At 63.8% G+C, this 20,233-nt stretch carries 23 protein-coding genes and 2 pseudogenes; 9 read left to right on the top strand and 16 right to left on the bottom strand.

The window, feature by feature from the left end:
* The first annotated feature begins 171 nt into the window (after window positions 1–171).
* Window positions 172–1,377: a DUF445 domain-containing protein gene (locus ACF0H6_RS14275; protein ID WP_395251313.1), complete on the top strand. Its 1,206-nt coding sequence runs from the start codon at window positions 172–174 to the stop codon at window positions 1,375–1,377.
* A 15-nt stretch (window positions 1,378–1,392) separates the two neighbouring features.
* Here ACF0H6_RS14275 and ACF0H6_RS14270 read toward each other — a convergent pair whose 3' ends face one another.
* From ACF0H6_RS14270 to ACF0H6_RS14250, 5 genes and pseudogenes are all read right to left on the bottom strand, one after another.
* Window positions 1,393–1,686, bottom strand: a complete 294-nt coding sequence (locus tag ACF0H6_RS14270; protein ID WP_395250277.1) for a hypothetical protein — start codon at window positions 1,684–1,686, stop codon at window positions 1,393–1,395.
* Entirely contained in the window at window positions 1,634–2,293 is a 660-nt protein-coding gene (locus ACF0H6_RS14265) for a biotin-dependent carboxyltransferase family protein (protein WP_395250276.1), read from the bottom strand. The genes ACF0H6_RS14270 and ACF0H6_RS14265 overlap by 53 nt, the downstream gene beginning before the upstream one ends.
* The gene (pxpB, locus tag ACF0H6_RS14260) at window positions 2,293–3,015 is read right to left on the bottom strand and encodes a 5-oxoprolinase subunit PxpB (RefSeq protein ID WP_395250275.1); all 723 of its coding nucleotides are present in this window, start codon (window positions 3,013–3,015) and stop codon (window positions 2,293–2,295) included. Before pxpB ends, ACF0H6_RS14265 begins: the two co-directional genes overlap by 1 nt.
* A complete protein-coding gene (locus ACF0H6_RS14255) occupies window positions 2,990–3,739 on the bottom strand; it encodes a LamB/YcsF family protein (RefSeq protein WP_395250274.1) in 750 nt (249 codons plus the stop codon). The genes pxpB and ACF0H6_RS14255 overlap by 26 nt, the downstream gene beginning before the upstream one ends.
* Window positions 3,723–4,525 (bottom strand): annotated as a pseudogene (locus ACF0H6_RS14250) (hypothetical protein). The gene ACF0H6_RS14255 and the pseudogene ACF0H6_RS14250 overlap by 17 nt, the downstream one beginning before the upstream one ends.
* Window positions 4,526–4,658: 133 nt before the next feature.
* On the opposite strand from ACF0H6_RS14250, the gene ACF0H6_RS14245 reads away from it, so the two are divergent.
* The 3 genes from ACF0H6_RS14245 to ACF0H6_RS14235 all read left to right on the top strand — a co-directional run bounded on the left by ACF0H6_RS14245 (window position 4,659) and on the right by ACF0H6_RS14235 (window position 6,879).
* Window positions 4,659–4,805, top strand: coding sequence for a hypothetical protein (locus ACF0H6_RS14245; protein ID WP_395250273.1), 147 nt, complete (start codon window positions 4,659–4,661; stop codon window positions 4,803–4,805).
* A 118-nt stretch (window positions 4,806–4,923) separates the two neighbouring features.
* A complete protein-coding gene (locus tag ACF0H6_RS14240; protein WP_395250272.1) occupies window positions 4,924–5,553 on the top strand; it encodes a DNA alkylation repair protein in 630 nt (209 codons plus the stop codon).
* An 84-nt stretch (window positions 5,554–5,637) separates the two neighbouring features.
* Window positions 5,638–6,879, top strand: a complete 1,242-nt coding sequence (locus ACF0H6_RS14235) for a macrolide family glycosyltransferase (protein ID WP_395250271.1) — start codon at window positions 5,638–5,640, stop codon at window positions 6,877–6,879.
* 148 nt (window positions 6,880–7,027) lie between these two features.
* On the opposite strand, the gene ACF0H6_RS14230 is transcribed toward ACF0H6_RS14235, so the two are convergent.
* The 3 genes from ACF0H6_RS14230 to ACF0H6_RS14220 all read right to left on the bottom strand — a co-directional run bounded on the left by ACF0H6_RS14230 (window position 7,028) and on the right by ACF0H6_RS14220 (window position 9,781).
* Window positions 7,028–7,114 (bottom strand): recombinase family protein, encoded by an 87-nt coding sequence (locus tag ACF0H6_RS14230; protein ID WP_395251312.1) that lies wholly within the window; start codon window positions 7,112–7,114, stop codon window positions 7,028–7,030.
* Between the two features lie 185 nt (window positions 7,115–7,299).
* On the bottom strand, window positions 7,300–9,108 hold the full coding sequence (locus ACF0H6_RS14225) for an RCC1 domain-containing protein (protein ID WP_395250270.1): 1,809 nt from the start codon (window positions 9,106–9,108) through the stop codon (window positions 7,300–7,302).
* Window positions 9,109–9,577: 469 nt separating this feature from the next.
* Entirely contained in the window at window positions 9,578–9,781 is a 204-nt protein-coding gene (locus ACF0H6_RS14220) for a hypothetical protein (protein WP_395250269.1), read from the bottom strand.
* 446 nt (window positions 9,782–10,227) lie between these two features.
* Between ACF0H6_RS14220 and ACF0H6_RS14215 the strand changes: the two genes are divergently transcribed.
* Complete coding sequence (locus tag ACF0H6_RS14215; RefSeq protein ID WP_395250268.1) at window positions 10,228–10,638, top strand: DUF6855 family protein; 411 nt, start codon at window positions 10,228–10,230, stop codon at window positions 10,636–10,638.
* A gap of 63 nt (window positions 10,639–10,701) precedes the next feature.
* On the opposite strand, the gene ACF0H6_RS14210 is transcribed toward ACF0H6_RS14215, so the two are convergent.
* The 7 genes and pseudogenes from ACF0H6_RS14210 to ACF0H6_RS14180 form a co-directional block, all read right to left on the bottom strand.
* Window positions 10,702–11,373: a glycosyl hydrolase family 65 protein gene (locus ACF0H6_RS14210; RefSeq protein ID WP_395251311.1), complete on the bottom strand. Its 672-nt coding sequence runs from the start codon at window positions 11,371–11,373 to the stop codon at window positions 10,702–10,704.
* A 70-nt stretch (window positions 11,374–11,443) separates the two neighbouring features.
* Window positions 11,444–11,578, bottom strand: a pseudogene (locus tag ACF0H6_RS14205) (hypothetical protein); the annotation flags it as partial.
* A 23-nt stretch (window positions 11,579–11,601) separates the two neighbouring features.
* Window positions 11,602–13,068 (bottom strand): hypothetical protein, encoded by a 1,467-nt coding sequence (locus tag ACF0H6_RS14200; RefSeq protein ID WP_395250267.1) that lies wholly within the window; start codon window positions 13,066–13,068, stop codon window positions 11,602–11,604.
* 39 nt (window positions 13,069–13,107) lie between these two features.
* A complete protein-coding gene (locus ACF0H6_RS14195) occupies window positions 13,108–13,845 on the bottom strand; it encodes an HAD family hydrolase (RefSeq protein ID WP_395250266.1) in 738 nt (245 codons plus the stop codon).
* A gap of 17 nt (window positions 13,846–13,862) precedes the next feature.
* Window positions 13,863–14,183 (bottom strand): substrate-binding domain-containing protein, encoded by a 321-nt coding sequence (locus ACF0H6_RS14190; protein WP_395250265.1) that lies wholly within the window; start codon window positions 14,181–14,183, stop codon window positions 13,863–13,865.
* Window positions 14,176–14,892, bottom strand: a complete 717-nt coding sequence (locus ACF0H6_RS14185) for a LacI family DNA-binding transcriptional regulator (protein ID WP_395250264.1) — start codon at window positions 14,890–14,892, stop codon at window positions 14,176–14,178. The genes ACF0H6_RS14190 and ACF0H6_RS14185 overlap by 8 nt, the downstream gene beginning before the upstream one ends.
* 136 nt (window positions 14,893–15,028) lie before the next feature.
* Window positions 15,029–15,646, bottom strand: a complete 618-nt coding sequence (locus ACF0H6_RS14180) for an alpha/beta hydrolase (protein ID WP_395250263.1) — start codon at window positions 15,644–15,646, stop codon at window positions 15,029–15,031.
* Window positions 15,647–15,899: 253 nt separating this feature from the next.
* Here ACF0H6_RS14180 and ACF0H6_RS14175 point away from each other — a divergent pair, with 253 nt between their 5' ends.
* On the top strand, window positions 15,900–16,331 hold the full coding sequence (locus ACF0H6_RS14175; RefSeq protein ID WP_395250262.1) for an SRPBCC domain-containing protein: 432 nt from the start codon (window positions 15,900–15,902) through the stop codon (window positions 16,329–16,331).
* 9 nt (window positions 16,332–16,340) lie between these two features.
* Here ACF0H6_RS14175 and ACF0H6_RS14170 read toward each other — a convergent pair whose 3' ends face one another.
* Window positions 16,341–17,078, bottom strand: a complete 738-nt coding sequence (locus ACF0H6_RS14170; protein ID WP_395250261.1) for a GAF and ANTAR domain-containing protein — start codon at window positions 17,076–17,078, stop codon at window positions 16,341–16,343.
* A 727-nt stretch (window positions 17,079–17,805) separates the two neighbouring features.
* On the opposite strand from ACF0H6_RS14170, the gene ACF0H6_RS14165 reads away from it, so the two are divergent.
* The 3 genes from ACF0H6_RS14165 (at window position 17,806) to ACF0H6_RS14155 (ending at window position 20,232) form a co-directional block, all read left to right on the top strand.
* A complete protein-coding gene (locus tag ACF0H6_RS14165; protein ID WP_395250260.1) occupies window positions 17,806–18,012 on the top strand; it encodes a hypothetical protein in 207 nt (68 codons plus the stop codon).
* Between the two features lie 418 nt (window positions 18,013–18,430).
* Window positions 18,431–19,243, top strand: a complete 813-nt coding sequence (locus ACF0H6_RS14160; RefSeq protein ID WP_395250259.1) for a DeoR/GlpR family DNA-binding transcription regulator — start codon at window positions 18,431–18,433, stop codon at window positions 19,241–19,243.
* Window positions 19,240–20,232, top strand: a complete 993-nt coding sequence (locus ACF0H6_RS14155; protein ID WP_395250258.1) for a 1-phosphofructokinase family hexose kinase — start codon at window positions 19,240–19,242, stop codon at window positions 20,230–20,232. Before ACF0H6_RS14160 ends, ACF0H6_RS14155 begins: the two co-directional genes overlap by 4 nt.
* Window position 20,233: the final 1 nt, after the last annotated feature.

The raw sequence follows: 20,233 nt of genomic DNA, 5'->3' as shown, positions 1-20,233 counted from the left end.
CAGCGGGGCTACGCTGGGCACATGCAGGTGAATTCTGAACAAATCCCGGCCACTGACAGTGCCCTCCCTCAGGAGGCTCCCCGGCGCACTGGCGCCGGCGACGCGTCAACCGCTGCCCCCGGCGTCGGGCAACGGAACGGTGACGCTGAAAAGGCGGCTGCCCTGCGTCGGATGAAGTCGGTGGCCCTGGCGCTCTTGATTGTCATGGCCGTGGTTTTCACCGCGGCTTTCGCCCTGCAGAAGCAGTATCCGTGGCTGGAATATGTGCGGGCCGCTGCCGAGGGTGGCATGGTGGGAGCGCTGGCAGACTGGTTCGCCGTGACCGCGCTGTTCAAGTACCCGATGGGCCTGAAAATCCCGCACACGGCGATCATTCCGCGGCGCAAGGACCAGATCGGCGCCTCGCTCGGAGAGTTCGTGGAGACCAATTTCCTGTCCGAGCAGGTGGTGCAGGAGAAACTTGCGAGCATGGATATCGCGCGGAAGGCCGGCACATGGATCGCATCTCCCGGAGGTGCTGAGCGCGTCGCCAAGGAAGGGTCGGCGCTGATCCGCGGCGCCTTCACCGTACTGAACGACGACGATGTCCAGGCAGTGATCGAGGGCATGGTCCGCAAGCACCTACTCACTCCGCCGTGGGGACCGCCCGTGGGACGGATGGCCGAGCGGATCTTCGCCGATGGCCATCACCACAAGCTCGTGGATATGCTGGTTGACCGCGCGGCAGACTGGGTGGAAGCGAACCAATCCACGGTGAACCGGCTCGTGTCCGACCGTTCTCCCCTCTGGGTTCCGTCCTTCGTGGATGACATCGTGGGCGGCAGGGTCTACAACGAAATCTCCAAGTTCATTCGAGCGGTGCAGCAGGATCCGGACCATCAAGTTCGCCAATCGATCGACACCTATCTCAACGATCTCGCCCAGGATCTTCAGCACGATCCCGCGATGATAGCCCGGGCCGAAGGCATCAAGTCTCAGGTCCTTGGCGACCCCGAAGTCCAGGAACTCGCCTCCCGCACGTGGGGCACCATTAAGAACGCGCTGCTCACCGCCGTCGACGATCCTGACAGCGAATTGACTCAGCGTTTCAAGAGCGCCGTGCGGGACTTCGGTTCCCGGCTAGTCAGCGACGACGAACTGGCGGGCAAGGTCAATGCCTGGATCGGAGATGCCGCCGGCTACCTCGTGAACACCTACCGCTCGGACATCGCCGGGGTCATCACGGACACCGTGGCACGCTGGGATGCCCAGGAAACGTCGCAAAAGATCGAGCTCCAGGTGGGCAAGGACCTGCAATACATCCGCATCAACGGCACCGTGGTGGGATCCCTGGCCGGGCTGGCGATCTTCACTATGGCACACCTGGTGTTCGGCTGAGGTCGAAGCCGGTCCTCAGCCCAGGAAACGGATCCGCTGGCCGGGGCGGGCTTGGCCCAGCAAATCCAGATCCGTGCGACGCACCACCGCGATCACGGGATACCCGCCGGTCACCGGATGATCAGCCAGGAAAACTGTGGGAAGGCCCGACGGCGGCACTTGCAGCGCGCCGAGCACCATGCCTTCGCTGGGTAGTTCCTCGAGCCGGGTCTGGGTCAGCGGGCGGCCCACCAGTCGGGCACCGATCCTGTTGGAATCAGGCGAGAGGGTCCATTCCTGGCTGACAAGGCGGCGCCAGGAAGTCGACATCGAACCAGTCTGCACGGGGGCCGCGGTCCACGCGGGCCGTGATAACGCGCCCAGGATCAGGGGCACGGCGAACGGCGGGAAGCGCACGCGCGTTGGTCCCGGGCCCCGGGCCAACACCGGGTGCAGCCCCCGAACCATTGCCCCCGGAGACTCGGCCTACCTCCAATTGATCGCCCGATTTCAAGGGCGCAGGGCCTTCGCCGGAGAGCATGTCCGTACTGCTCGAGCCGAGGAGCTTGGGCGCATCGATGCCGCCCTGCACCCCCAGGTAATACCGCAGTCCAAACAGCGGAGCGCCGAAATCCAGCACTCCACCCGGAGCCACGCGGACCGAATCGTTGAGCGGAATTTCGGCACCATTCAGTGTCACGATTCCCTCCGCGCCCGCCACCGCGATGGTGGACGCCGTCACGAACCGCAGGCGAAGGCCGCCCAGCAGGATTTCCAGCCCGGGCACATTGGCAGGGTTCCCCGCCAGCAGATTGGCAAGGCGAAGGGACTGCCGATCCAGGGCACCGGAAGGGCTCAGGCCCAACGATGCCCAGCCCTGCCTGCCGAGGTCTTCCACCAAGGTGAGCGGACCCGGGTTCACCACCACAATCCCCATCAGGCCTTCACGAACCGCACCAGGTCACCCGGCCGGATCAGCGCGGGGTCGGCTTTCGACGCATCCCAAAGTGCCGCCGTCGTGGTTCCGATCAGCTGCCAACCGCCCGGCGAGGCTCGCGGGTAGACCCCGCTGAACTCGCCGCCCAGGCCAACAGCGCCGGCCGGGACGGCGGTGCGGGGAGTGTTGCGGCGGGGAACCCGCAACCGCTCATGCGTGGTCACCAGGTAAGCGAAGCCGGGCGAAAAGCCGGAAAACGCGGCCGTCCACTCTGACGACGTGTGAAGCTTGACCACCTCGGCCTCATCCAAGCCCAGGTATTGGGCGGTTTCGGTAAGGTCCGGACCACCGTACGAGACTTCGATTGTCACCTCACGCCCCGAACCGACGACGGCGGACGCCGGCTCGGCTGCCTCCAGCCAGTCCCGGACTTCGGCCGGGTTGATGAATTCGGGGTCGAAGGTGACCAAGACGGTTCGCGCGGCGGGCACGACGTCGACGACCCCTTCCGGCACGGATGGGCTCGCCGACGCGCCGGACCCGGTGAGCCCGCGGTAGTAAGCCACCACGGCAGCGAGGTCCGGCAGTTCCAAAAGGAAAGCGCTGTCACCACAGGGCAACACAACCCGCCCGCCGTCGCGCACTACCCCGCCGTCGCCGAGCGAGGCCGAGCCGCCGTCGGGCAATCCAAGAACCTCAGGCGAAGGATTCAATCTCCACACCAGCTTCCTCAAGCCCGGCGCGCACCGCCGCCGCCAGTTCCACGGCACCAGGGGTATCGCCGTGGATGCACAGCGAGTCGGGCTTCACGCTCACTACCGTGCCGTCCACCGCCACAACCTCGCCGCTCACGGCAAAGCGCACAGCCCGCTCAACTACGGCGGCGGCGTCGTGCACCACTGCGCCCTCCTGCGAGCGCGGCACCAGCGTGCCATCCCGCAGATAGGCGCGGTCCACGAAAGCCTCACGAAACACCGGATGCCCGGACTCTTCGGCGAGCCGCAGCAACGCAGATCCCGGCAGTCCAAGGACGGGAAGCCCGGGATCGTAGGCGTGAATGGCGGCAACCACGGCCTCGGCCTGCTCCTCGTCGTGGACGATCCTGTTGTACAGGGCACCATGGGGTTTCACGTAGTCCACGGAGGCGCCCACCGCGTGGGCCATGCCGTCCAGCGCACCGAGCTGGTAGAGGACATCGCCGAAGAGCTCATCGAAGGACATGTCCATCGAGCGGCGCCCGAAGCCGTGCAGGTCCCGGTAGCCCACGTGTGCGCCGACCCGGACGTCGAGCTCGAAGGCGGCACGGCAACTGTCCAGCATGGTCACGGGGTCCCCTGCATGGAAGCCGCACGCGACGTTGGCACTGCTGACAATCCGGAACATCGAGGCATCGTTCCCCATAGTCCAGGAGCCGAACGACTCCCCCGAATCAGCGTTCAGATCCACTATTTCCGCCTTCCAGGGCGTTCTTGCGGGCGGCTGGAATGAGCTCGCCCGGGATGGTGTCCGGCATTGGACCGAATGCTTCTCTCGCCGAGGCCGCTACGGCACGCCCCATGATGCGGTTTCCCACCCCGCCCACCACGGCCCCCACGCCGAAAGGCAGTGCACGGCCGAGGAAGGCTGCGCCTTGGCGCTGGAGGAGCCGCTTGAGGAAGGCGCGCTGGATGGCATCGCGAATGACCCCGAACCCTCCACCAGGCAGCTTGTTGGTGAGGGTCTTCCCCAGGCCTGCGTGACGCCTCTGCCATTGCCGAGCGAATGTCCACTCAGCGCGCCCAGCAGGGCGGTGCCTTCCTCGCCGAGCATGATGGCCATGACCATGGTTCGGGCACGGTCCGGATCGGTCAGGCGGATGCCGTGAAGTTCGGCCAGGGAAGCGGCGTATAGGGCGGTCCCTTCGAGGAACCCGATCGTGGCAACCGCGGAAAGGCCAAGCGAGGCTGCAGTGCCGATACCGGGCACGACGGCGGTGGCCCCGACCGCGGCACCTCCACCGGTAACTGCTGCGAGGTAGTCCCGCTCCAGTTTGGCGGCCAGCTGCGCCGCCGTGGCCCGCGGATGTTTTCGCTGCAGGCGGCGCAGGTTCGCCAAGACAAGGGGACGCTGGACCTCGACGGCCCGGAGCAGCACATTGTGAACACCGGGCTTGGGTTTGCCACTGGCGTCGAACATAGCGTTGTGGGCCGTTTCCTGCGCAATCCTTACTGCCGGGTTGGGTCGCTTTGCCATTCTTCACCTCTGCATTCAGCCGTTGGATTCGTTGGGTAGTTCCTTGGCCAAGCCTAGGCCACATGCCCCCTCCCCGGCGTAGACTTTAAGGCGTTCGCGGGAACAGTCCGACGAAGGACAGGAAGTATCCGGAATGAAGAAGCCAGTCGAGCCCAACGACGTCCGCCACCACAGCGACGCCCCTGCAGAAGGGGAAACTGAAGGCTGGGTGTTCCACGAGACCGGGCTGCACAGCCAGGAACCCGCGGAAGGGCCAGATACAGACGACGCCCCCGAATAGCAGCATTGAGCTTGCCTAGACCTAGGCGTGAAAAGTGGCCTCGCGCCGGTTACTTCTTTCTCCGGGGGATACCGAACCCGGGCAATTGCTAGCGCGTGTCCTCGGTGAATTTCGCGCCGTGGAAAAGCACGACGCCGCCAGTTTTCGCGCCGTCCGCCGCGCGGTCTCCTCGGAAATCGCCGCGATGGAAGCATCGGTGGTTTTCAGTCTCGCCGAAGGGCTGACCGGAGCCGGCTTTGACTGGGAGGGCTGGGAATTCATCAATGCCCACCGCGAAGCTTTTGCAGCGCTCACACCGGCACGCTTGGAAGAGCTAGGGAGTGGCATCACTTCCTGGGGGCAGGCCGACGCTTTCGCGACCATCCTGGTGGGGCCTGCGTGGCGCGAAGGGCTCATCTCGGATGCCGACGTCGACCACTGGGCACGGAGCCCGGACCACTGGTGGCGTCGAATCGCGCTAGTCTCCACCACGGTCCTCAACACCAGATCGCGGTGGGGAACCGGTGATACGCAACGGACGCTCGCCGTCGTCGGGATCTTGATCAACGATCGCGACGACACCGTAGTCAAGGCAGTCAGTTGGGCGTTGCGGTCCTTGGTGCCGTGGGATCCGCGCGCCGTCCGGTCCTTCCTCGAGATGCACGAGACCGAGCTTGCCGCCCGGGTGAAGCGGGAGGTCCGGACCAAGCTCGAGACCGGGCTGAAATCGCGCCGTCGCAGCGTCCATGGCACGGATCTTTCCGCATGAATCAAACGGCACTTACGGTGCAACCGATCGATTTTGCGGCATGCCTGCAATCAGTTCGTCCTACCCAATGAAGGAGTGGCGGTCATGCATGTTGCGATCATCTGTTTGCCGGCCGCTGGCCATGTAAATCCTACGTTGCCGGTGGTCGCCGAGCTGGTCCGCCGGGGCCACCGGATCACTTATGCCACCTCGGCGAAGTACGGGAAGGCAGTTGAATCTTCCGGTGCAATATTCTTCCCCAGTGGAGAGGACCTAACCACTCATCTTCCCTGGCGCACGGTTGCAGCTGATGACGGCCCGTCACCGATGTCCGGGATGTTTGCCGGGATGGAGCCCGGAATGATGTCAGGACTGCTTGAGCGGATTCTCGAGGGCACCCGGGCAGAATTCCCGGCGCTCCTGGGCCGCTTGACAGCGGACCCGCCCGACGGTGTGTGTTACGACGCCATGACCCTCTCCGGCAAGATGGCTGCCGCGAAGCTAGCTTTGCCAGACATTGCGTTGCTCCCGAGCTACGCCACCAACGAACATTTTTCGATGCAGGATCTGATGCCGGGGCCGCCGCCAGCAGGCATGCTCGAAGCGTGGAAACAGGTCGGGCAGCTCATCAATGACTTCACCACCGAACAGGGCGTGGGTCATCTGCAATTCATGGGAGGTCCCCCGGCGTCATTGAACATCTCCTTCATCCCTAGGGAATTCCAGCCCTCGGGAGAGACCTTCGATGGCAGATTCCATTTCGTTGGCCCATGCCTCGGGGTGCGGGGGAACGAGGACGGTTGGCGGCCCCGGATGAGGGACATGCCGCTGTTGTTCATCTCTTTGGGCACCACCCCGTTGAATGACCGGCCGGATTTCTTCCGTATGTGCTTGGAAGCCTTTATCGACAGCCCCTGGCAGGTTGCCATGGCAATCGGAGAGCGCGTGGAGGCCTCCGAATTGGGGGACATTCCGGACAACGTTGAGGTGCGTCCCTTCTTTCCGCAGCTGGAGGTCCTCCGGCATGCCAGCGCATTTCTCTCCCATACCGGGATGAATTCGACCATGGAGGCACTGTATTTCGCGGTGCCGTTGGTGGCCTTCCCGCTGCAGCCCGAGCAGCAAGCCAACGCGCGCCGGGTGGAGGACCTGGGGCTAGGACGCCGCTTGCCCGCCGAAGGCCTCTCACCGGAGCTGATCCGGGAAACGGTTGTCAACGTCAGCGGCGATCAGCTGCTCCGGGGCAACCTCGAAGCCATGAGCACACGCGTCCGCGGTTCCGGAGGAGCACCCGCTGCGGCTGACGCCATTGAGGATTTTCTGTTGACGCGGGTTTCGCAGGGCTAGTTGAGGATCTGACCGGTGAAGCCCTCTCCGAGCCGCACAGACCCTCTTCGTGACGACGATCTGGTCGCCGGCCCGGTTCGCGGGAGAGCAGGGCTTTGTCGAGCTCGGGTCTGCGGGCCAGTTTTCCTGAAGCGGTGTCGATGAATCTCTATTTACAGCCCGCAGCGGCCAGCGCATCATGCTGGGCCTCGGGATGCTGTTCCTGCGTGGACACCCTGCCGTATCCGATTCGCATGCCCAAAACGTATCACCACCGGGGCAACCCGTTACGTAGGCGGATACACGTCAAGCATTACAAAAGGCCACCCGTGATTCCGCGGATCCGGAAGACGCTCCAATAGTGGCTCGTCAACGATCGTATAGGTACGCCCGGCAGCAACGATCAGCCTGGTGTATTTATCTGAAAGCTTCTGATCCCGATCAGGCCAGGGATCTGCACGGGATACAGGCTGTATAAGCTGGTGACGCCGTTGCCCAATTGTCCGTCGAGGTTCGCTCCCAGGCGCGGACTGTTCCATCGGCTAGTAGGGCGTAGGCTGCACCGTTGGCGGCAGCCACGGATTGGACGCCAGTGAGGCCCTCGATGTGCACGGGAGTGCTGCTGATGGTGGCTGTCCCATTGCCGAACTGTCCGACCTGGCCGTCTCCCCACGCGCGGACCGTGCCGTCAGTGAGTAGCGCAAATGTGGTGCCCGAGTCGCTTATGACTGAGGCGACTCCGGTGAGGCCGGTGACCTCGGCGGGAGTACTGCTATTGGTGGTGGTGCCAATGCCTAACCGCCCCCAGAAGTTGTATCCCCACGCGCGGACCGTCCCATCGGTGAGTAGCGCGTAGACGCTGCCGCCGTGTGCAGTGAGGGTTTTGACCCCGGTAAGGCCGGTGACTTGGACGGGGATGTTGCTGTTGATGGTAGTGCCGTTGCCGAGCTGCCCAGCAGAGTTCTGGCCCCATGCGCGGACCGTGCCATCGGCAAGCAGCGCGTAGGTGGCGGTGCTACTTGAGACGAGTTTCGTGACGTCAGTGAGGCCAGGAACCGGGACGGGGGTGTAACTGTCGACGGTGGTGCCGATACCCAACTGACCGAAGCCGTTCCTTCCCCAAGCGCGAACTGTCCCGTCGTTAAGCAAGGCAAAGAGTGCGCCGCCATCTATCTGTCCGCCATCGTTGGCGAGTGCGGTGACACCGGAGAGACCCGCGACCCTGACCGGAACGGCTGAGTTTGTGCTGTAGCCGAGCCACCCATACAGGTTGCTCCCCCACGCTTGGACCGTGCCGTCCGCAAGCAAGGCATAAGCGGCCCCGTTGTTGGCGATCACGGATTTGACTCCAGTGAGGCCAGCAACCTGGACCGGCGTGGTGCTGTCGGTAGCAGTGCCGTCACCGAGCCGACCGGCGTTGTTGTCTCCCCACGCACGAACGGTCCCGTCTGCCAGCACGGCGAACCAACTGCTGTCGACCCCAGTCAGCTCGGTGACTCCCGACAGGCCCGGCATCCGGGCAGGTAACGAGTTGCCGTTGGGCCCACCCCAGGGCCACATGGAGCCGACCGGGCTTCCCGGGAGGTAGTAGCCGGAGACGTCCGCGATCAAATGGGTGGTGCCGGAGGAGCGGTTGAAGAGCGTGACCTTCCCGTCAGCGCCGACCGGGACGGTCACGGAGTTCGGCACAGTCTGGCCGGTCGCGAAGTTGAGGTTGGAGGCATTCGGACGGGTAGTACCGGACGGGAAGGCAGTGATGAACCCGAAGGAGCTTGGGTTGGCCACCGTGAGGTTGAACGTGACCGCCGACACCGATGCGGGGATGCCGGAAACCCCGCCGACCTGGAAAGACACTGTCGAATCCGGGCCAACTGCGGCCATGCTTCGGGTGTCAAGCATCCGGGTCGGAGCCAGGGGTGCGAAGGCACCCGGGACGGCGGGACCGCCCGGGAGGTAGTAGCCGGAGACGTCCGCGATCAAATGGGTGGTGCCGGAGGAGCGGTTGAAGAGCGTGACTTTCCCGTCAGCGCCGACCGGGACGGTCACGGAGTTCGGCACGGTCTGGCCGGTCGCGAAGTTGAGGTTGGAGGCATTCGGACGGGTAGTACCGGACGGGAAGGCAGTGATGAACCCGAAGGAGCTTGGGTTGGCCACCGTGAGGTTGAACGTGACCGCCGACACCGATGCGGGGATGCCGGAAACCCCGCCGACCTGGAAAGACACTGTCGAATCCGGGCCAACTGCGGCCATGCTTCGGGTGTCAAGCATCCGGGTCGGAGCAATCGGCACCATCGCACCCGGATCCGCCGGAGCTCCTGACCCACCGAATGCTGCAAACCGCGGGAAAGGCGCAACTACTGCGTGAGCCGCTGCCGGCACTGATATACCCGTCGCTGCCAACGCGAGCCCCAGAACGGCAGCAAACACGAGCAGGGCCGCAGAACGACCCGTTCCCCGTCCAGACCCCGCGAACCCTGCACCATCCATGCCAAACCCCCAAAACTGTAGAGACCAACTGCGAGGCCGTGTCGGGCGCACAGATCTCCTTCACAGCGAGCAGAACGTACCACGTTCTGCCCATATTGCATCAACAGTAACTTGGGTCTACCGGCAGTATCGAAAAAGAGTTCCTCTCGCTCTTAGCTGGGAATGCAACCAAATCCCACAAATTCACGCCACTCAGACGGAAACAGAACCTAAGCGTCGGATATTTCTCTTTTCACAAGCCTGTGAGTCTTGGTGTGGTCACGTGTGCGGTGATCGAGCCCAGGGTGACGGTGGTGCCGGTGCCGTCGGTGATCCCGACGAAGGTGCCTCCGGCCTCGTAACTGCCGAAGGAAAAACACCCCGCGAAGCCCGCAGAGCACTCAAAAGACGTCTCTCCAACGTCCTCTACCGGCGCATCCTGCACGACCACCACCATGCCGAAGAACCGCCGCTTGACACACAGAGGCGCTATGAAGTCATGTCCGCCTGGCTCCACACCCCTTTAAACGGACCTTGAGCCGGCGGACAGATCGTCGGAAAGACAGTGCCGCCGGGCACGTCAGTTTTTTGCTGAGTCACGCAGGCTCAAGACCTTTTCCAGTATTACCGTTTCCCGCATACCAATTTGAGTTCCGTCTTTAGCTTCAAGCGCTCGACCCTCGCAGGCGTTTCACGTCGTAGCAACACCTCCTTCAGCGAGTCCGCAGAAGGTCGATCGAAGCTGAGGTATCTCATTCCGGTCGCCAGGTCGGCCCTTGAGCTGCTGCAGACGTCCCCTTGCGCGAATGGCGTGCCCTTCCTGCGCCGCCCCACTCCTGTGTAGCGTGAAGCCATCACCGCGATGCCCTCGCGACACCGCCGCCAGAAAAGGACACCGACACAATGGCCGCTGGATCCAAGGAAGACCCCTGGAAGCTCACCACCCCGCCTGTTCTCTCCGACTACACGATGTACCGCGACGAAGCGGGTGATCCGCCGGCGATCGTTTGCCAGGTGGGTTCCACCACCCTCAAATACCAGTTGCGCGCCATCGAAGACCTGCATGCGTGGCTGCTGGAGCAGGGCGATTGGGTTGCGCTCGGGGCTGCCGACGAGAACAAGCCCGCAGCCGAGGGCACGGTGGAGGCCTGGGGGCGCGACGACGCCAATCCGGTGGGCGGTTGGTACGGCCTCCGCAAGGGCTACCGCGGCCGCTTCGGCATGTACATGCCACCGTTGCTGGAAGCCCTAGGTCTCGCCGAGCTTACCCATGAGAAGCGGAACAACACCATGCGGGGCATCGCGCCTAAGTAGCCCTCAGGCGGACGACGACGGCGGCACGCGGCCGCCGTCGTCGAACCTTATGAATCGGTGGGACTAAACCCGCACGCTACCGATCACGGGGAGTCCCGCCGTCGGGAAGAGGCTCGGGAAGACCGACGGCTCGGGGACCGGCACAGCGTCGAGCGGCACCGTGACCGTCTCGACGCCGACGGCGACCCGCTCGCCACGGACGCTGAGCTCCAGCGGCGTGGTGTCCGCCGAAGCCGCCACCAGTGCAAGGCTGATGGACCCCGCGCGCAGCTCGACGGACAAGAGCCGCCCGCGGATCTTGAGGCGGAAGGACAGGCTGTCCCATTCGTCCGGCAAGCGCGGGTCGAAGTGCAGGACCTGGCCCTGATCGCGCATGCCTGCGAAACCGCACACCAAGGAGCTCCAAATGCCGCCCGTGGACGCGATGTGCACGCCATCCACGGTGTTGTTGTGAGTGTTGTCCAGATCGATGAACAAGGCCTCGGTGAAGTGCTTGATCGCGACGTCGGAGTAGCCCACCTCCGCAGCCATGATGCCCTGTACGCACGCTGACAGCGTGGAGTCTCCCGTGGTGATGGGATCGTAGAAGTCGAAGGCGCGCTGCTTTTCCTCGGCCGTGAAGTCCTGCCATTGCAGGAACATGGCCAGCACGGTATCGGCTTGTTTGAGGACTTGGTGCCGGTAGATCACCAGCGGGTGGAAGTTGAGCAGCAGCGGGTACTTGGACCGCGGCAGGGACCAATCCCAGGGCCTCCATGCTCATGAAGTCGTTGTCCTGGCTGTAGATCTCCATGTCCGGATCGTAGGGAAGGGACATGCGCGCGGCGGCCTGTTGCCACACCATCCGTTCCGTGTCCGGCACGTCCGGGTGTTCCAGCGCTGCGGCAGCCCGCAGGTTAAAGCGGGCCATGACGTTGGTGTAGAGGTTGTCGTTGACCACGGCCGTGTATTCATCAGGGCCGGTCACGCCGTGGATGTGGAACAGGCCGTCCTTGCCAAAGAAGCCCAGGAAGCCCACATGCGAGCCGTCTCGATCAACAGATCGGCGCCCACCTCGGCGCGGAAGCCGGGGTCGCCGCTGGCCCACTGGTAGCGATTCGCCGCGAACGAGATCGCGGCGGCAATGTGGAACTGCGCGGTGCCGGCCGCGTAATAGGCGCTGGCCTCGAGCCCGTTGATGGTGCGCCACGGGAACAGCGCACCGTCCACGCTCAGTTCCTTGGCCCGGATCCGGGCATCGGGAAGCATGGCGTGGCGCGATTCCAAGACCTGGCGGGCGGCTGCCGGGTTGGTGTACGTCAGGTACGGCAGCAGGTACACTTCCTGGTCCCAGAAGTAGTGGCCCTCATAGCCGGAGCCGCTGACGCCCTTGGCCGGGATACCCGCGACGCCGGCACGCGCCGTCGCTTGGGCGAGCTGGAACAGGCTCCAGCGCACGGCCTGCTGCTGTTCGGGCTGGCCACCAATGGTGATATCTGCCGTAGACCAGTAGTCGTTGAAGTGGGCGGCGCCTTCGGTCAGGAGCGCGTCGAACGGCACGAGTCCCAATTCGGCGTCGGACGCCAGGATCTCGCCGGGGTCCGATTCGCTTGCATCGGCGCTGTTCACGACGTAGCTGACGCTCTTCTCCAAGCGGAACGTCTCGCCTTCATTTACGGCCATGACGTAGCGAACCGTTGACTCGTCCTCCCCCACCACGGTTTCGAAAGGCTGGCCTTCGGCGGAAATCCAGTGGTCCACGGCCATGCCGATGCGCTGCCGGGATTCCGCGGTTTCCCACGCCATGCGCAGGGACCCGTCGGAGCCTTGGAGGTGGAGAGGGAGCAACACCCGGCCGGCGTGGCGGCCGGAACGGCGGGGGTCGTGGGCCGAGTGGTCCTCCACAGGCTGGTCCTGCCGGTTGATCACCAAGGACGTGATGTCCGCGGACACCAGCCGATCGGCAGTGAGGCTTAGCTCGATGCCGAGGGAACCCCTGGATTCGACGCCGACGGCGCGTCGCTCCACCGTGGTGACGATGGCGCCTGAACGGCATTCCCACGTGACGGCGCATTCGTACAAACCCGTGGCGAAATCGATGCTGCGGCGGTAATTCTGCACCGCGGACTCGGCAAGGCTCAGCTGCTCGCCGTCGATGACGACGTTGAAGTTGTTGGCATCCGGAACATAGACGATCCTCTGCCCTGTGCGGGCGAAGCCATACGCGTTCTCGGCATGCTTGATGTCCCATGTTTCGTGGAAACCGTTAACGAACGTACCGGGAAGTTCACTGTCCGCGCCGGCCCAATGGGCACCGCGGATGCCCAGGTGGCCGTTGCCGAGGCTGAAAAGTGTTTCGAGCGTACCGGCATCGCCGGGAACGTGGATGCTCTCCACGAGCTTCCACGGTTCGCAGGGGAAGCGCAGCCGGTCGGAGCTGATGAGTGCCATGGACTGTTGGTTCTTTCTGTTTCGGGTGAAACGGGTGAGTCAGAGAAGATCGTCGAGGTCGTCGACAACAAAGGTTGCACCGGCGTCGAGCAGGGTCTGATGGCCGGCCCCCCGGTCCACCCCGATCACCGCGCGGAAGTTTCCGGCGCTGCCGGCCTGAACACCGGACACCGCGTCCTCGACGACGACGCAGCCCGCGGCGGGGACGTCCAGCAGCTCGGCGGCATAACGGAACGTGGCCGGGTCCGGCTTGCCGGGAAGCCCGACGGCGGCCGCCACCTGGCCGTCCACCACCACCGGGAAGTAGCCATCCAGCCCGGCCGCCTTCAGGACGGCGGGCGCGTTTCGCGAGGAGGATACGACGGCGAGCTTGAGTCCCAGCTCCAGGGCGGCATGGATGAAGCGGACCGAGCCCGCGTAGGGCTCGACGCCGCGCGAATCCACGATCTCATTGAAGATCAGGTTCTTGCGGTTGCCCAGGCCCTGCACGCTGGCCTTTGAAGGATCCTCGTCAGTAGGCCCCTCGGGCAACGTGATCCCGCGGGACGTAAGGAAATCCCGCACACCATCGAAGCGCGGCTTGCCGTCAATGTGGTCGAAGTAGTCGCTCTCCCGGTAACCGTCCGGATGGCCCGTCCCGGCCAGGTAACCGTCGAACAGTTCCTGCCAGGCCTGCTCATGCACCACGGCGGTGGGCGTCAGCACGCCGTCGAGGTCGAAAAGGAGCGCGGTAGCGCCAGTCCAGGCAGTCTTCTGGGTTGCTCGGGTATCAGTCATGGTGTGCAGTGATCCGTTCAGCGCTGGCGGCGCGTGGTTTTGCGCTCGATGAGCTTCGTGTCAAGGAAGTGATGGGAGGGTTCGTTGGGGGCATCAGCGTTCTGGAGCCGGTCCACCAAGAGGTTGGCGGCGAAGGCACCCTGGTCCGCCACTGGCTGCGCCACTGTACTGAGGCCAAGGAACCAGCTCATGGGGTGGTCGTCGATTCCAATGACGGAGACATTCTTCGGTGCAGACAATCCATGTTCGCGCATGGCCATCAGTGCGCCAAATGCCGCCTCGTCGCAGTCGGCGAAAACAGCGGTGGGAAGGCTTCGGTGGGCAATCAGTTCATTCATGGCTTTGCGTCCGCCGTCGATCGTGGAATCCGAGTTGATGACCAGGGCCCGGATGAACGGTCAGGTGATGGTCTCTCAGTGCGCGGCCGAATCCCTTGAGCCTGTCACTGGCCGTCAGCACGGAATTCTCCTGGGTTTCGCGGCCGGAAAGCACCGCCAAATCCCAATGGCCCAGCCCCAGGAGGTGTGAGGTGGCCTGCCAAGCCGCTAGTTCGTCGTCGATCCCTACGTTGTCCCACGGTACGGAAGTCATCCCCACGCTCGCAACTGCAAGGCCGGATGCTGCCAGGAGCGCAACCTCGGATTCGCTCAAATCAACATTCAAGAGCAGGACGCCGTCCACCCGCTGGGACAGACCAAGGAGATCGCCGAAGATCTTCCTCTTGACGCTCGACTTGCCGCGCAGGCTGATCAGGACGGTGTCGAAACCGCTGTCTCCAAACACTTCCTCGGCTGCTTCAACGGCCTGGGCGAAGAACCATGCGGTAGCCGTGGGGGCGATGATGGCGATGGAGCCGGTACTTCCGCCGGCCAACCTGGCTGCGGCGGAAGATGCCTTATAGCCAAGCTTGGCTGCGGCGTCGCTCACTTTCGCTTGAGCCTTTTCGGAGACGTTCGGCAGGTTCCGCAATGCGCGGGAAACGGTGCAGATGGACAACCCGGAGAGGACGGCAACGTCCTGAATAGTGACGCGGTGAGCCTTAACCATTCAACACGGCCTCAACCCTTTCTTCTTCTGGATTTGACGGCACTTCCTTGCACCGCCGAAGAAAAGTGTAAGCGCTTACAATTTTGGCAATCAAGAGTTGCATTCCAGTTCCGTCGATTGTGACGTAGGCCTCACTTTAGTGAAGGGCGTAGAACCGCAGAAAAGCGCTGACATCGGCCATTTCCCGGGCCTCGATGCGATGCCCCATGCCGGGGTAGGTGCGCGCAGTGAGGGCCGTGTTCTTGTTCAGCCATTCCTCGGTGTGCTCGATCGCCTCACTGAAAATCACGGGATCACCCTTGTCCCGGCCCCAGAAGAACGGCGGCGGGGAGTCGAAGGATTCACTGAGTGCCAGGAGGTCGTTTTCCAGGACGAATCCGGAGAGCCCGACCGTCGCCTTAAAGCCTTGAGGACGGAGACGCAGGAGGGTGCTGGCCATGGCCATGCCTTGGGAATAGCCCAGAAGGCTCACGCTGCTGTGGTTGTGCTTGACCGAGTCAATCCAGGCGAACACCTTGTTCGTGGCGGCGATAACGTCCGCGAAGTCGTTGGCCAAGAAGTAGTCCAGAAGGAACCAGCCGTAGTGGTCACCGATTGCCATGGGCCCGCGGAGCGCAGCACAGGTGAAATCCGAAGGGAGCTGCGGAAAGAGATTCACCATTCGCTGCTCATCCGTGCCGTATCCGTGCATCATCACAAGGAGTGGCGTTCCGGCGCGCTCATTTTCCTGTTTGGACCAGGCGACTGTTTCCATGGGAAAGAGCCTATGTTGATGGGCCAGACGTCGCGATAACGCTCGGCCCGCCGCCGCCGTCGAAATCGCCGGTACGCGCCCGGGTCGCCGAAAGGCTCGGGCGAGCCGGCACCGTTCCGGCGAGCTCGCGCTCAACGGCAGCGGTAAGTCCACCGTCGCGCCGTCGGAAGTCTCTCCGTCCCGTCCCGTCGCGGGCGTAGACTCTGTTGCGCCAGCGTCCGGACGCAGGCGCAGGCAGCAAAAGGAGACTGACATGACGGGCAAATTCATCGCGAGTTCAACCATCACGATCCACGCAAGCGCCGATCGGGTGTGGTCAGTGCTCACCGACCCCCAGGCCATCAAGGAGTTCATGTTCGGAACTGAGATTGTCACCGACTGGACGGTCGGCGGGTCCATCGCTTGGCGCGGCGTTTGGCAAGGCAAGGAGTACGAAGACAAGGGCACCATCCTGGAATTCGAACCCGGGAGGCGCCTGGTAAACACCCATTTCAGTCCCCTGTCAGGCCAGGTCGACGCCCCGGAAAACTACCACACCCTCATTTGGACCTTGGAGCCCGAAAGCGGGATGACCAAGCTGACTTTGGTCCAGGACAACAACGCCAGCCCGGATGAAGCCGCGCATTCAAAGGGCATGTGGGACAGCCTCGTGGAGGGCGTCAAGAATATCGCGGAGCGCAGCTAGCAGAGGCGCCTACGCTTCGAAGTGCGAGGTTGGCGTTTCCTTCGAAAGGGACTGGAGGAGGGATTCGGCAACATCCCTCAGTTTCTGATTCCGGCCATTGGAGGCTTTCGTCAAAATCCGGAATGCCTCTTCCTGGCTGCACCTGTTCTGGCCCATAATGACGCCCGTTGCCAGATCGATGGCGGTCCGTGAACGCATGGCCTGCTCAAGATCTTCCGCGCGTTGTTGGGTTGCGCCTATCCGAATGGCCAGGCGCAAGGCTTTTTCTGCCTGGCTCGCGAACTGTTCGCAGCTACGGATAGACGCCTCATCAAAAGTGTCGCGCTGCGGGGCGAACAGGTTGATCGCCCCCGTCGCGCCCTCCTCCAAATTCAAGGGGACGCAGAGCACCGCACCGTGTCCGCGCTCCGCGATGGTGGTGCAGTATTCGGGCCACCTCGAGTCGGCGGACGTGTCCGAAACCAGAACAGCCTTTCCGGCTCGCATCGCTTCCAGGCACGGCCCATCCCCGTACGCTTGCTGCACCTCGTCAATGAGGCGCGCTTCGTGGCTGCTTCCGGCCACTGTCATCGATCGCCGGCGGCGGCTCAACGTCACGCCGCACAGGACATCCTGGCCGCGCGCATCGGACATTGAGGACGCCGTGAACACCGCAAGATCTTCGAGGAAGCCGCTGACATCTTCGCTGTCGATGACCAAGTCCTGGAGTTGTTCCACTACCGACGCGTTCAGGTCCATTCCGTCCATGGCTTAGTTTAGGAGCAGCAGGGCTCGAATGGGAGGAAAACCAGCCTCCCAAAACGGCATCCATCACATGGACAAACCCTCCATAGGGCTTGCGCGCCGGGGGCCGGCAGTGCACAATTCTTTCTACAGTCCGTAAAGACCACCGGACAAGGGCCGAGCCTTCGGCCTGTTTCCGCTCATGCAGCCGGGCGCCAAGTCACTCAATGTGAAGGTGCTGCCCTGTGAGCAAATGCCTGGCATCGGCCTCGGCTTAGTCGATGTCGACCCTCTCCGAATCTCCGATACCCCACGAGCCGCATCAGCCCGGAGTCCATCCTCTGTGGTGTAACGGTTGTGGCACCGACAGGCACCTGGTCATTGAATCCATCAAAGCAACCACTTCGCGGCCTTCCCAGCAGATCGCCGTGTTCTACACCTGCACCTCCTGCGGGTTTTCCTACAACCATCGCGCCACCGTCCAGCAGGCTGGAGCCGTCCTGAATCGTCGGGGGATTCAGGACGGCTCCAGCCTGCTGGAATTCGGCAACCACTATCTCCACTGCGGCGAACCCCTCGTAGAGACGGAAACCGTACTGCGAAGCTTCGAATCACAGGGGGCCGACCGGCGTCAATCTCGCAGCTCTCCCCGGGACGTCCACCTTCCTACCAAGATCTTGAAGTGCAGTTGCGGGTTCGAGTTGGAAATACCGGCTTAGACGCGCCTGCAGCATTACCAGAAGGAATCATCATGAAGCTCGAAAGCACCACGCAGCGCGTCGACGGCGACTCCCAGAAAGAGCCCGACGAGCTCGGCAGCCAGAGGAATAAGCACCGCAGCCAAGCCGATTCCTCTCCGCAGTGCCGCCTGCCCGATCCTCCCGACCCTGACAACCTCCCCATCGATTACCCCGTTCGCCTCGAATACCCGGGCCGGCTCGAAATCGAGTGGCCGTAGGGCACTATCCGGTCCGGCGGCAGGGCAGACCAGCCCCTTCTTGACCACCCCCTATTGGGCTGGCCATCCCGTCGCCGGGCCGGACTGAGCTGGTCCGCCTCCCCGTCGTGCGCGTTCGCGGTGAGATTCTGCTGGATCATTCCGCCGCCCAGGCCCACCGCCCCCGGCATTCCGCGGCCCGTAAGGCGTCCTCCCCCGAATGATCCAGCAGAATCCACAGTTGCCCCGCCCCAACCACACCCCGTTCCGGCTGGAACCGGCTGGAACCCGGCCGCAATCGCACCCTCCTCCACCCAAATCTTTGTTTGTGTTGTTTTTCTATTGACAGACCAACATGAACAAAGATAGAGTCAAGCAATTCCACATCATGTGATCACTGTCACTGATGTATCTACAGCTTGTACGCAATGGAGGGTATGTGTTTGCTGAAGAGCGCCAACAGCTGATCTCCGAGCTCGTCGCCGACCGCGGACGGGTCAGCGTCACGGACCTTGCGGACCGATTCAGCATCACCACGGAGACTGTCCGCCGAGACCTCGCGGCCCTCGAATCCGCTGGCAACCTCCGCCGTGTGCATGGTGGAGCTGTCCCCTCCGACCGCCTCAGCACACGCGAGGAAAGCGTCGTTGAGCGAGCCGTCCAGCGCCAGCCGGAAAAGCTTCGCATTGCTGAGGCCGCCCTTTCTCTCATCCCCGTAAACGCGGCCGGCAGCATCCTGATCGACGCCGGCTCCACCACAGAAGCCCTCGCTAGGCTGCTGGACCAGAGGACCTCCCAGCACGCGGCGGCCTCCAACGGACATGGCCCTCACGAAGAACTGGTGGTCATCACCCACGCCATCCCCATCGCCGGACGCCTTTCCGGTAACCCGAACATCGCCCTCCAGATCCTGGGTGGCCGTGTCCGCGGACTCACCCAAGCCGCGGTGGGGCAGTCCACGGTGGAAGCCGCCTCCCGGCTCCGCCCCGACATCGCATTTGTTGGCGCCAATGGAATCCATGCCACGTTCGGGCTCAGCACCCCTGATCCCGAAGAAGCCGCCGTCAAGGCAGCCTTCGTCACGTCCGCGAGGCGCGTCGTCGTCCTCGCGGACTCCTCCAAGCTGGACGCGGAAACCCTCGTCCAGTTCGCTGCCCTGAAAGATGTGGACACCGTGATTACTGACCACGAACCCTCTGAAGAGCTCTCTGCCGCTTTGGCCGAGGCCGGCGTCGATGTGGTGGTCGCATGATCGTCACCCTGACCGCCAATCCGAGCCTGGATCGTACAGTGGAGCTCCCGGCCCCCTTGGCCCGCGGCGAGGTACAGCGCGCGGTCGCCGTACACCAGCACTCCGGCGGCAAGGGCGTCAATGTCTCCCGGGCACTGGTCGCCTCGGGCTTGGACACTGTCGCAGTCCTGCCGGGCGGGGATTCCGATCCCGTGCTCGCGGGCCTGCTCGACGACGGCGTCCCCTACGCCGCGCTCCCCATCAGTGAGCCGCTGCGCAGCAACGTGACGCTCACCGAACCGGACGGCGTCACCACCAAGATCAACGAACCCGGCCCGGAGTTGAGCCTGGACGAGCAGGAAGCCCTGATCGGGCTGCTGCTGGACCGCTCCCGTGGCGCGAGCTGGGTGGTACTCGCCGGATCGCTCCCACCAGGAGTTCCTGCGGACTTCTACGCCGCTGTGGCCCGCCGACTACGTTCGAACAACAGTTCCGCGAACGGCACCACCCCCCTCATAGCGATCGACTCCTCCGGAGCTCCGCTGGCGGCTGCCATCAGCGGCGACTCCAGCGGCAAGCCCGATCTCCTGAAGCCCAACGCGGAAGAACTGGCCGAACTGGCCGCCGCAGCCGGCTTCACCGACGTCCACACGGCTGACGAATTGGAAGCGGACCCCGGCCTTGCCGCCAGGGCCGCGGCCGCCGTCGTCGGCAGCGGTGTGGGTGCAGTACTCGCAACACTCGGTTCCAAGGGCGCCGTCCTGGTAACCGCCGACGGCGCGTGGCTCGCCACGCATCCGCCGATCCAAGCCGTCAGCACCGTAGGTGCCGGCGATTCGTCCCTTGCTGGCTATCTGCTGGCCGCCATAAACGGCGGAACCGCGCAGGACTGCCTTCGTCAGGCTGTGGCACACGGTGCCGCCGCTGCTTCGCTGCCGGGCTCCACTGTCCCGGCGGTCCACCAAACAACTCCCGACGCCGTAACCATCACGGCCCTTCAGAAGGACTAAC

Source organism: Arthrobacter sp. NA-172, assembly GCF_043952055.1.
Taxonomy (GTDB): Bacteria; Actinomycetota; Actinomycetes; order Actinomycetales; family Micrococcaceae; genus Arthrobacter.
The sequence above is the reverse complement of the archived record's forward strand: the minus strand, read 5'-3'. Positions and strand labels throughout refer to the sequence as shown.

Bases quoted from the DNA above. Each gene is read 5' to 3' on its own strand.
- ACF0H6_RS14220 (WP_395250269.1), bottom strand. From the start codon at position 9,781: ATGGTGGTGGTCGTGCAGGATGCGCCGGTAGAGGACGTTGGAGAGACG.
- ACF0H6_RS14265 (WP_395250276.1), bottom strand. From the start codon at position 2,293: ATGGGGATTGTGGTGGTGAACCCGGGTCCGCTCACCTTGGTGGAAGAC.
- ACF0H6_RS14235 (WP_395250271.1), top strand. From the start codon at position 5,638: ATGCATGTTGCGATCATCTGTTTGCCGGCCGCTGGCCATGTAAATCCT.
- ACF0H6_RS14165 (WP_395250260.1), top strand. From the start codon at position 17,806: ATGAAGCTCGAAAGCACCACGCAGCGCGTCGACGGCGACTCCCAGAAA.
- ACF0H6_RS14275 (WP_395251313.1), top strand. From the start codon at position 172: ATGAAGTCGGTGGCCCTGGCGCTCTTGATTGTCATGGCCGTGGTTTTC.
- ACF0H6_RS14200 (WP_395250267.1), bottom strand. From the start codon at position 13,068: ATGGCACTCATCAGCTCCGACCGGCTGCGCTTCCCCTGCGAACCGTGG.
- ACF0H6_RS14180 (WP_395250263.1), bottom strand. From the start codon at position 15,646: ATGGAAACAGTCGCCTGGTCCAAACAGGAAAATGAGCGCGCCGGAACG.
- ACF0H6_RS14225 (WP_395250270.1), bottom strand. From the start codon at position 9,108: ATGGCCGCAGTTGGCCCGGATTCGACAGTGTCTTTCCAGGTCGGCGGG.
- ACF0H6_RS14270 (WP_395250277.1), bottom strand. From the start codon at position 1,686: ATGTCGACTTCCTGGCGCCGCCTTGTCAGCCAGGAATGGACCCTCTCG.
- ACF0H6_RS14175 (WP_395250262.1), top strand. From the start codon at position 15,900: ATGACGGGCAAATTCATCGCGAGTTCAACCATCACGATCCACGCAAGC.
- ACF0H6_RS14195 (WP_395250266.1), bottom strand. From the start codon at position 13,845: ATGACTGATACCCGAGCAACCCAGAAGACTGCCTGGACTGGCGCTACC.
- ACF0H6_RS14245 (WP_395250273.1), top strand. From the start codon at position 4,659: ATGAAGAAGCCAGTCGAGCCCAACGACGTCCGCCACCACAGCGACGCC.
- ACF0H6_RS14190 (WP_395250265.1), bottom strand. From the start codon at position 14,183: ATGAATGAACTGATTGCCCACCGAAGCCTTCCCACCGCTGTTTTCGCC.
- ACF0H6_RS14215 (WP_395250268.1), top strand. From the start codon at position 10,228: ATGGCCGCTGGATCCAAGGAAGACCCCTGGAAGCTCACCACCCCGCCT.
- ACF0H6_RS14230 (WP_395251312.1), bottom strand. From the start codon at position 7,114: ATGCGAATCGGATACGGCAGGGTGTCCACGCAGGAACAGCATCCCGAG.
- ACF0H6_RS14185 (WP_395250264.1), bottom strand. From the start codon at position 14,892: ATGGTTAAGGCTCACCGCGTCACTATTCAGGACGTTGCCGTCCTCTCC.
- ACF0H6_RS14170 (WP_395250261.1), bottom strand. From the start codon at position 17,078: ATGGACGGAATGGACCTGAACGCGTCGGTAGTGGAACAACTCCAGGAC.
- ACF0H6_RS14155 (WP_395250258.1), top strand. From the start codon at position 19,240: ATGATCGTCACCCTGACCGCCAATCCGAGCCTGGATCGTACAGTGGAG.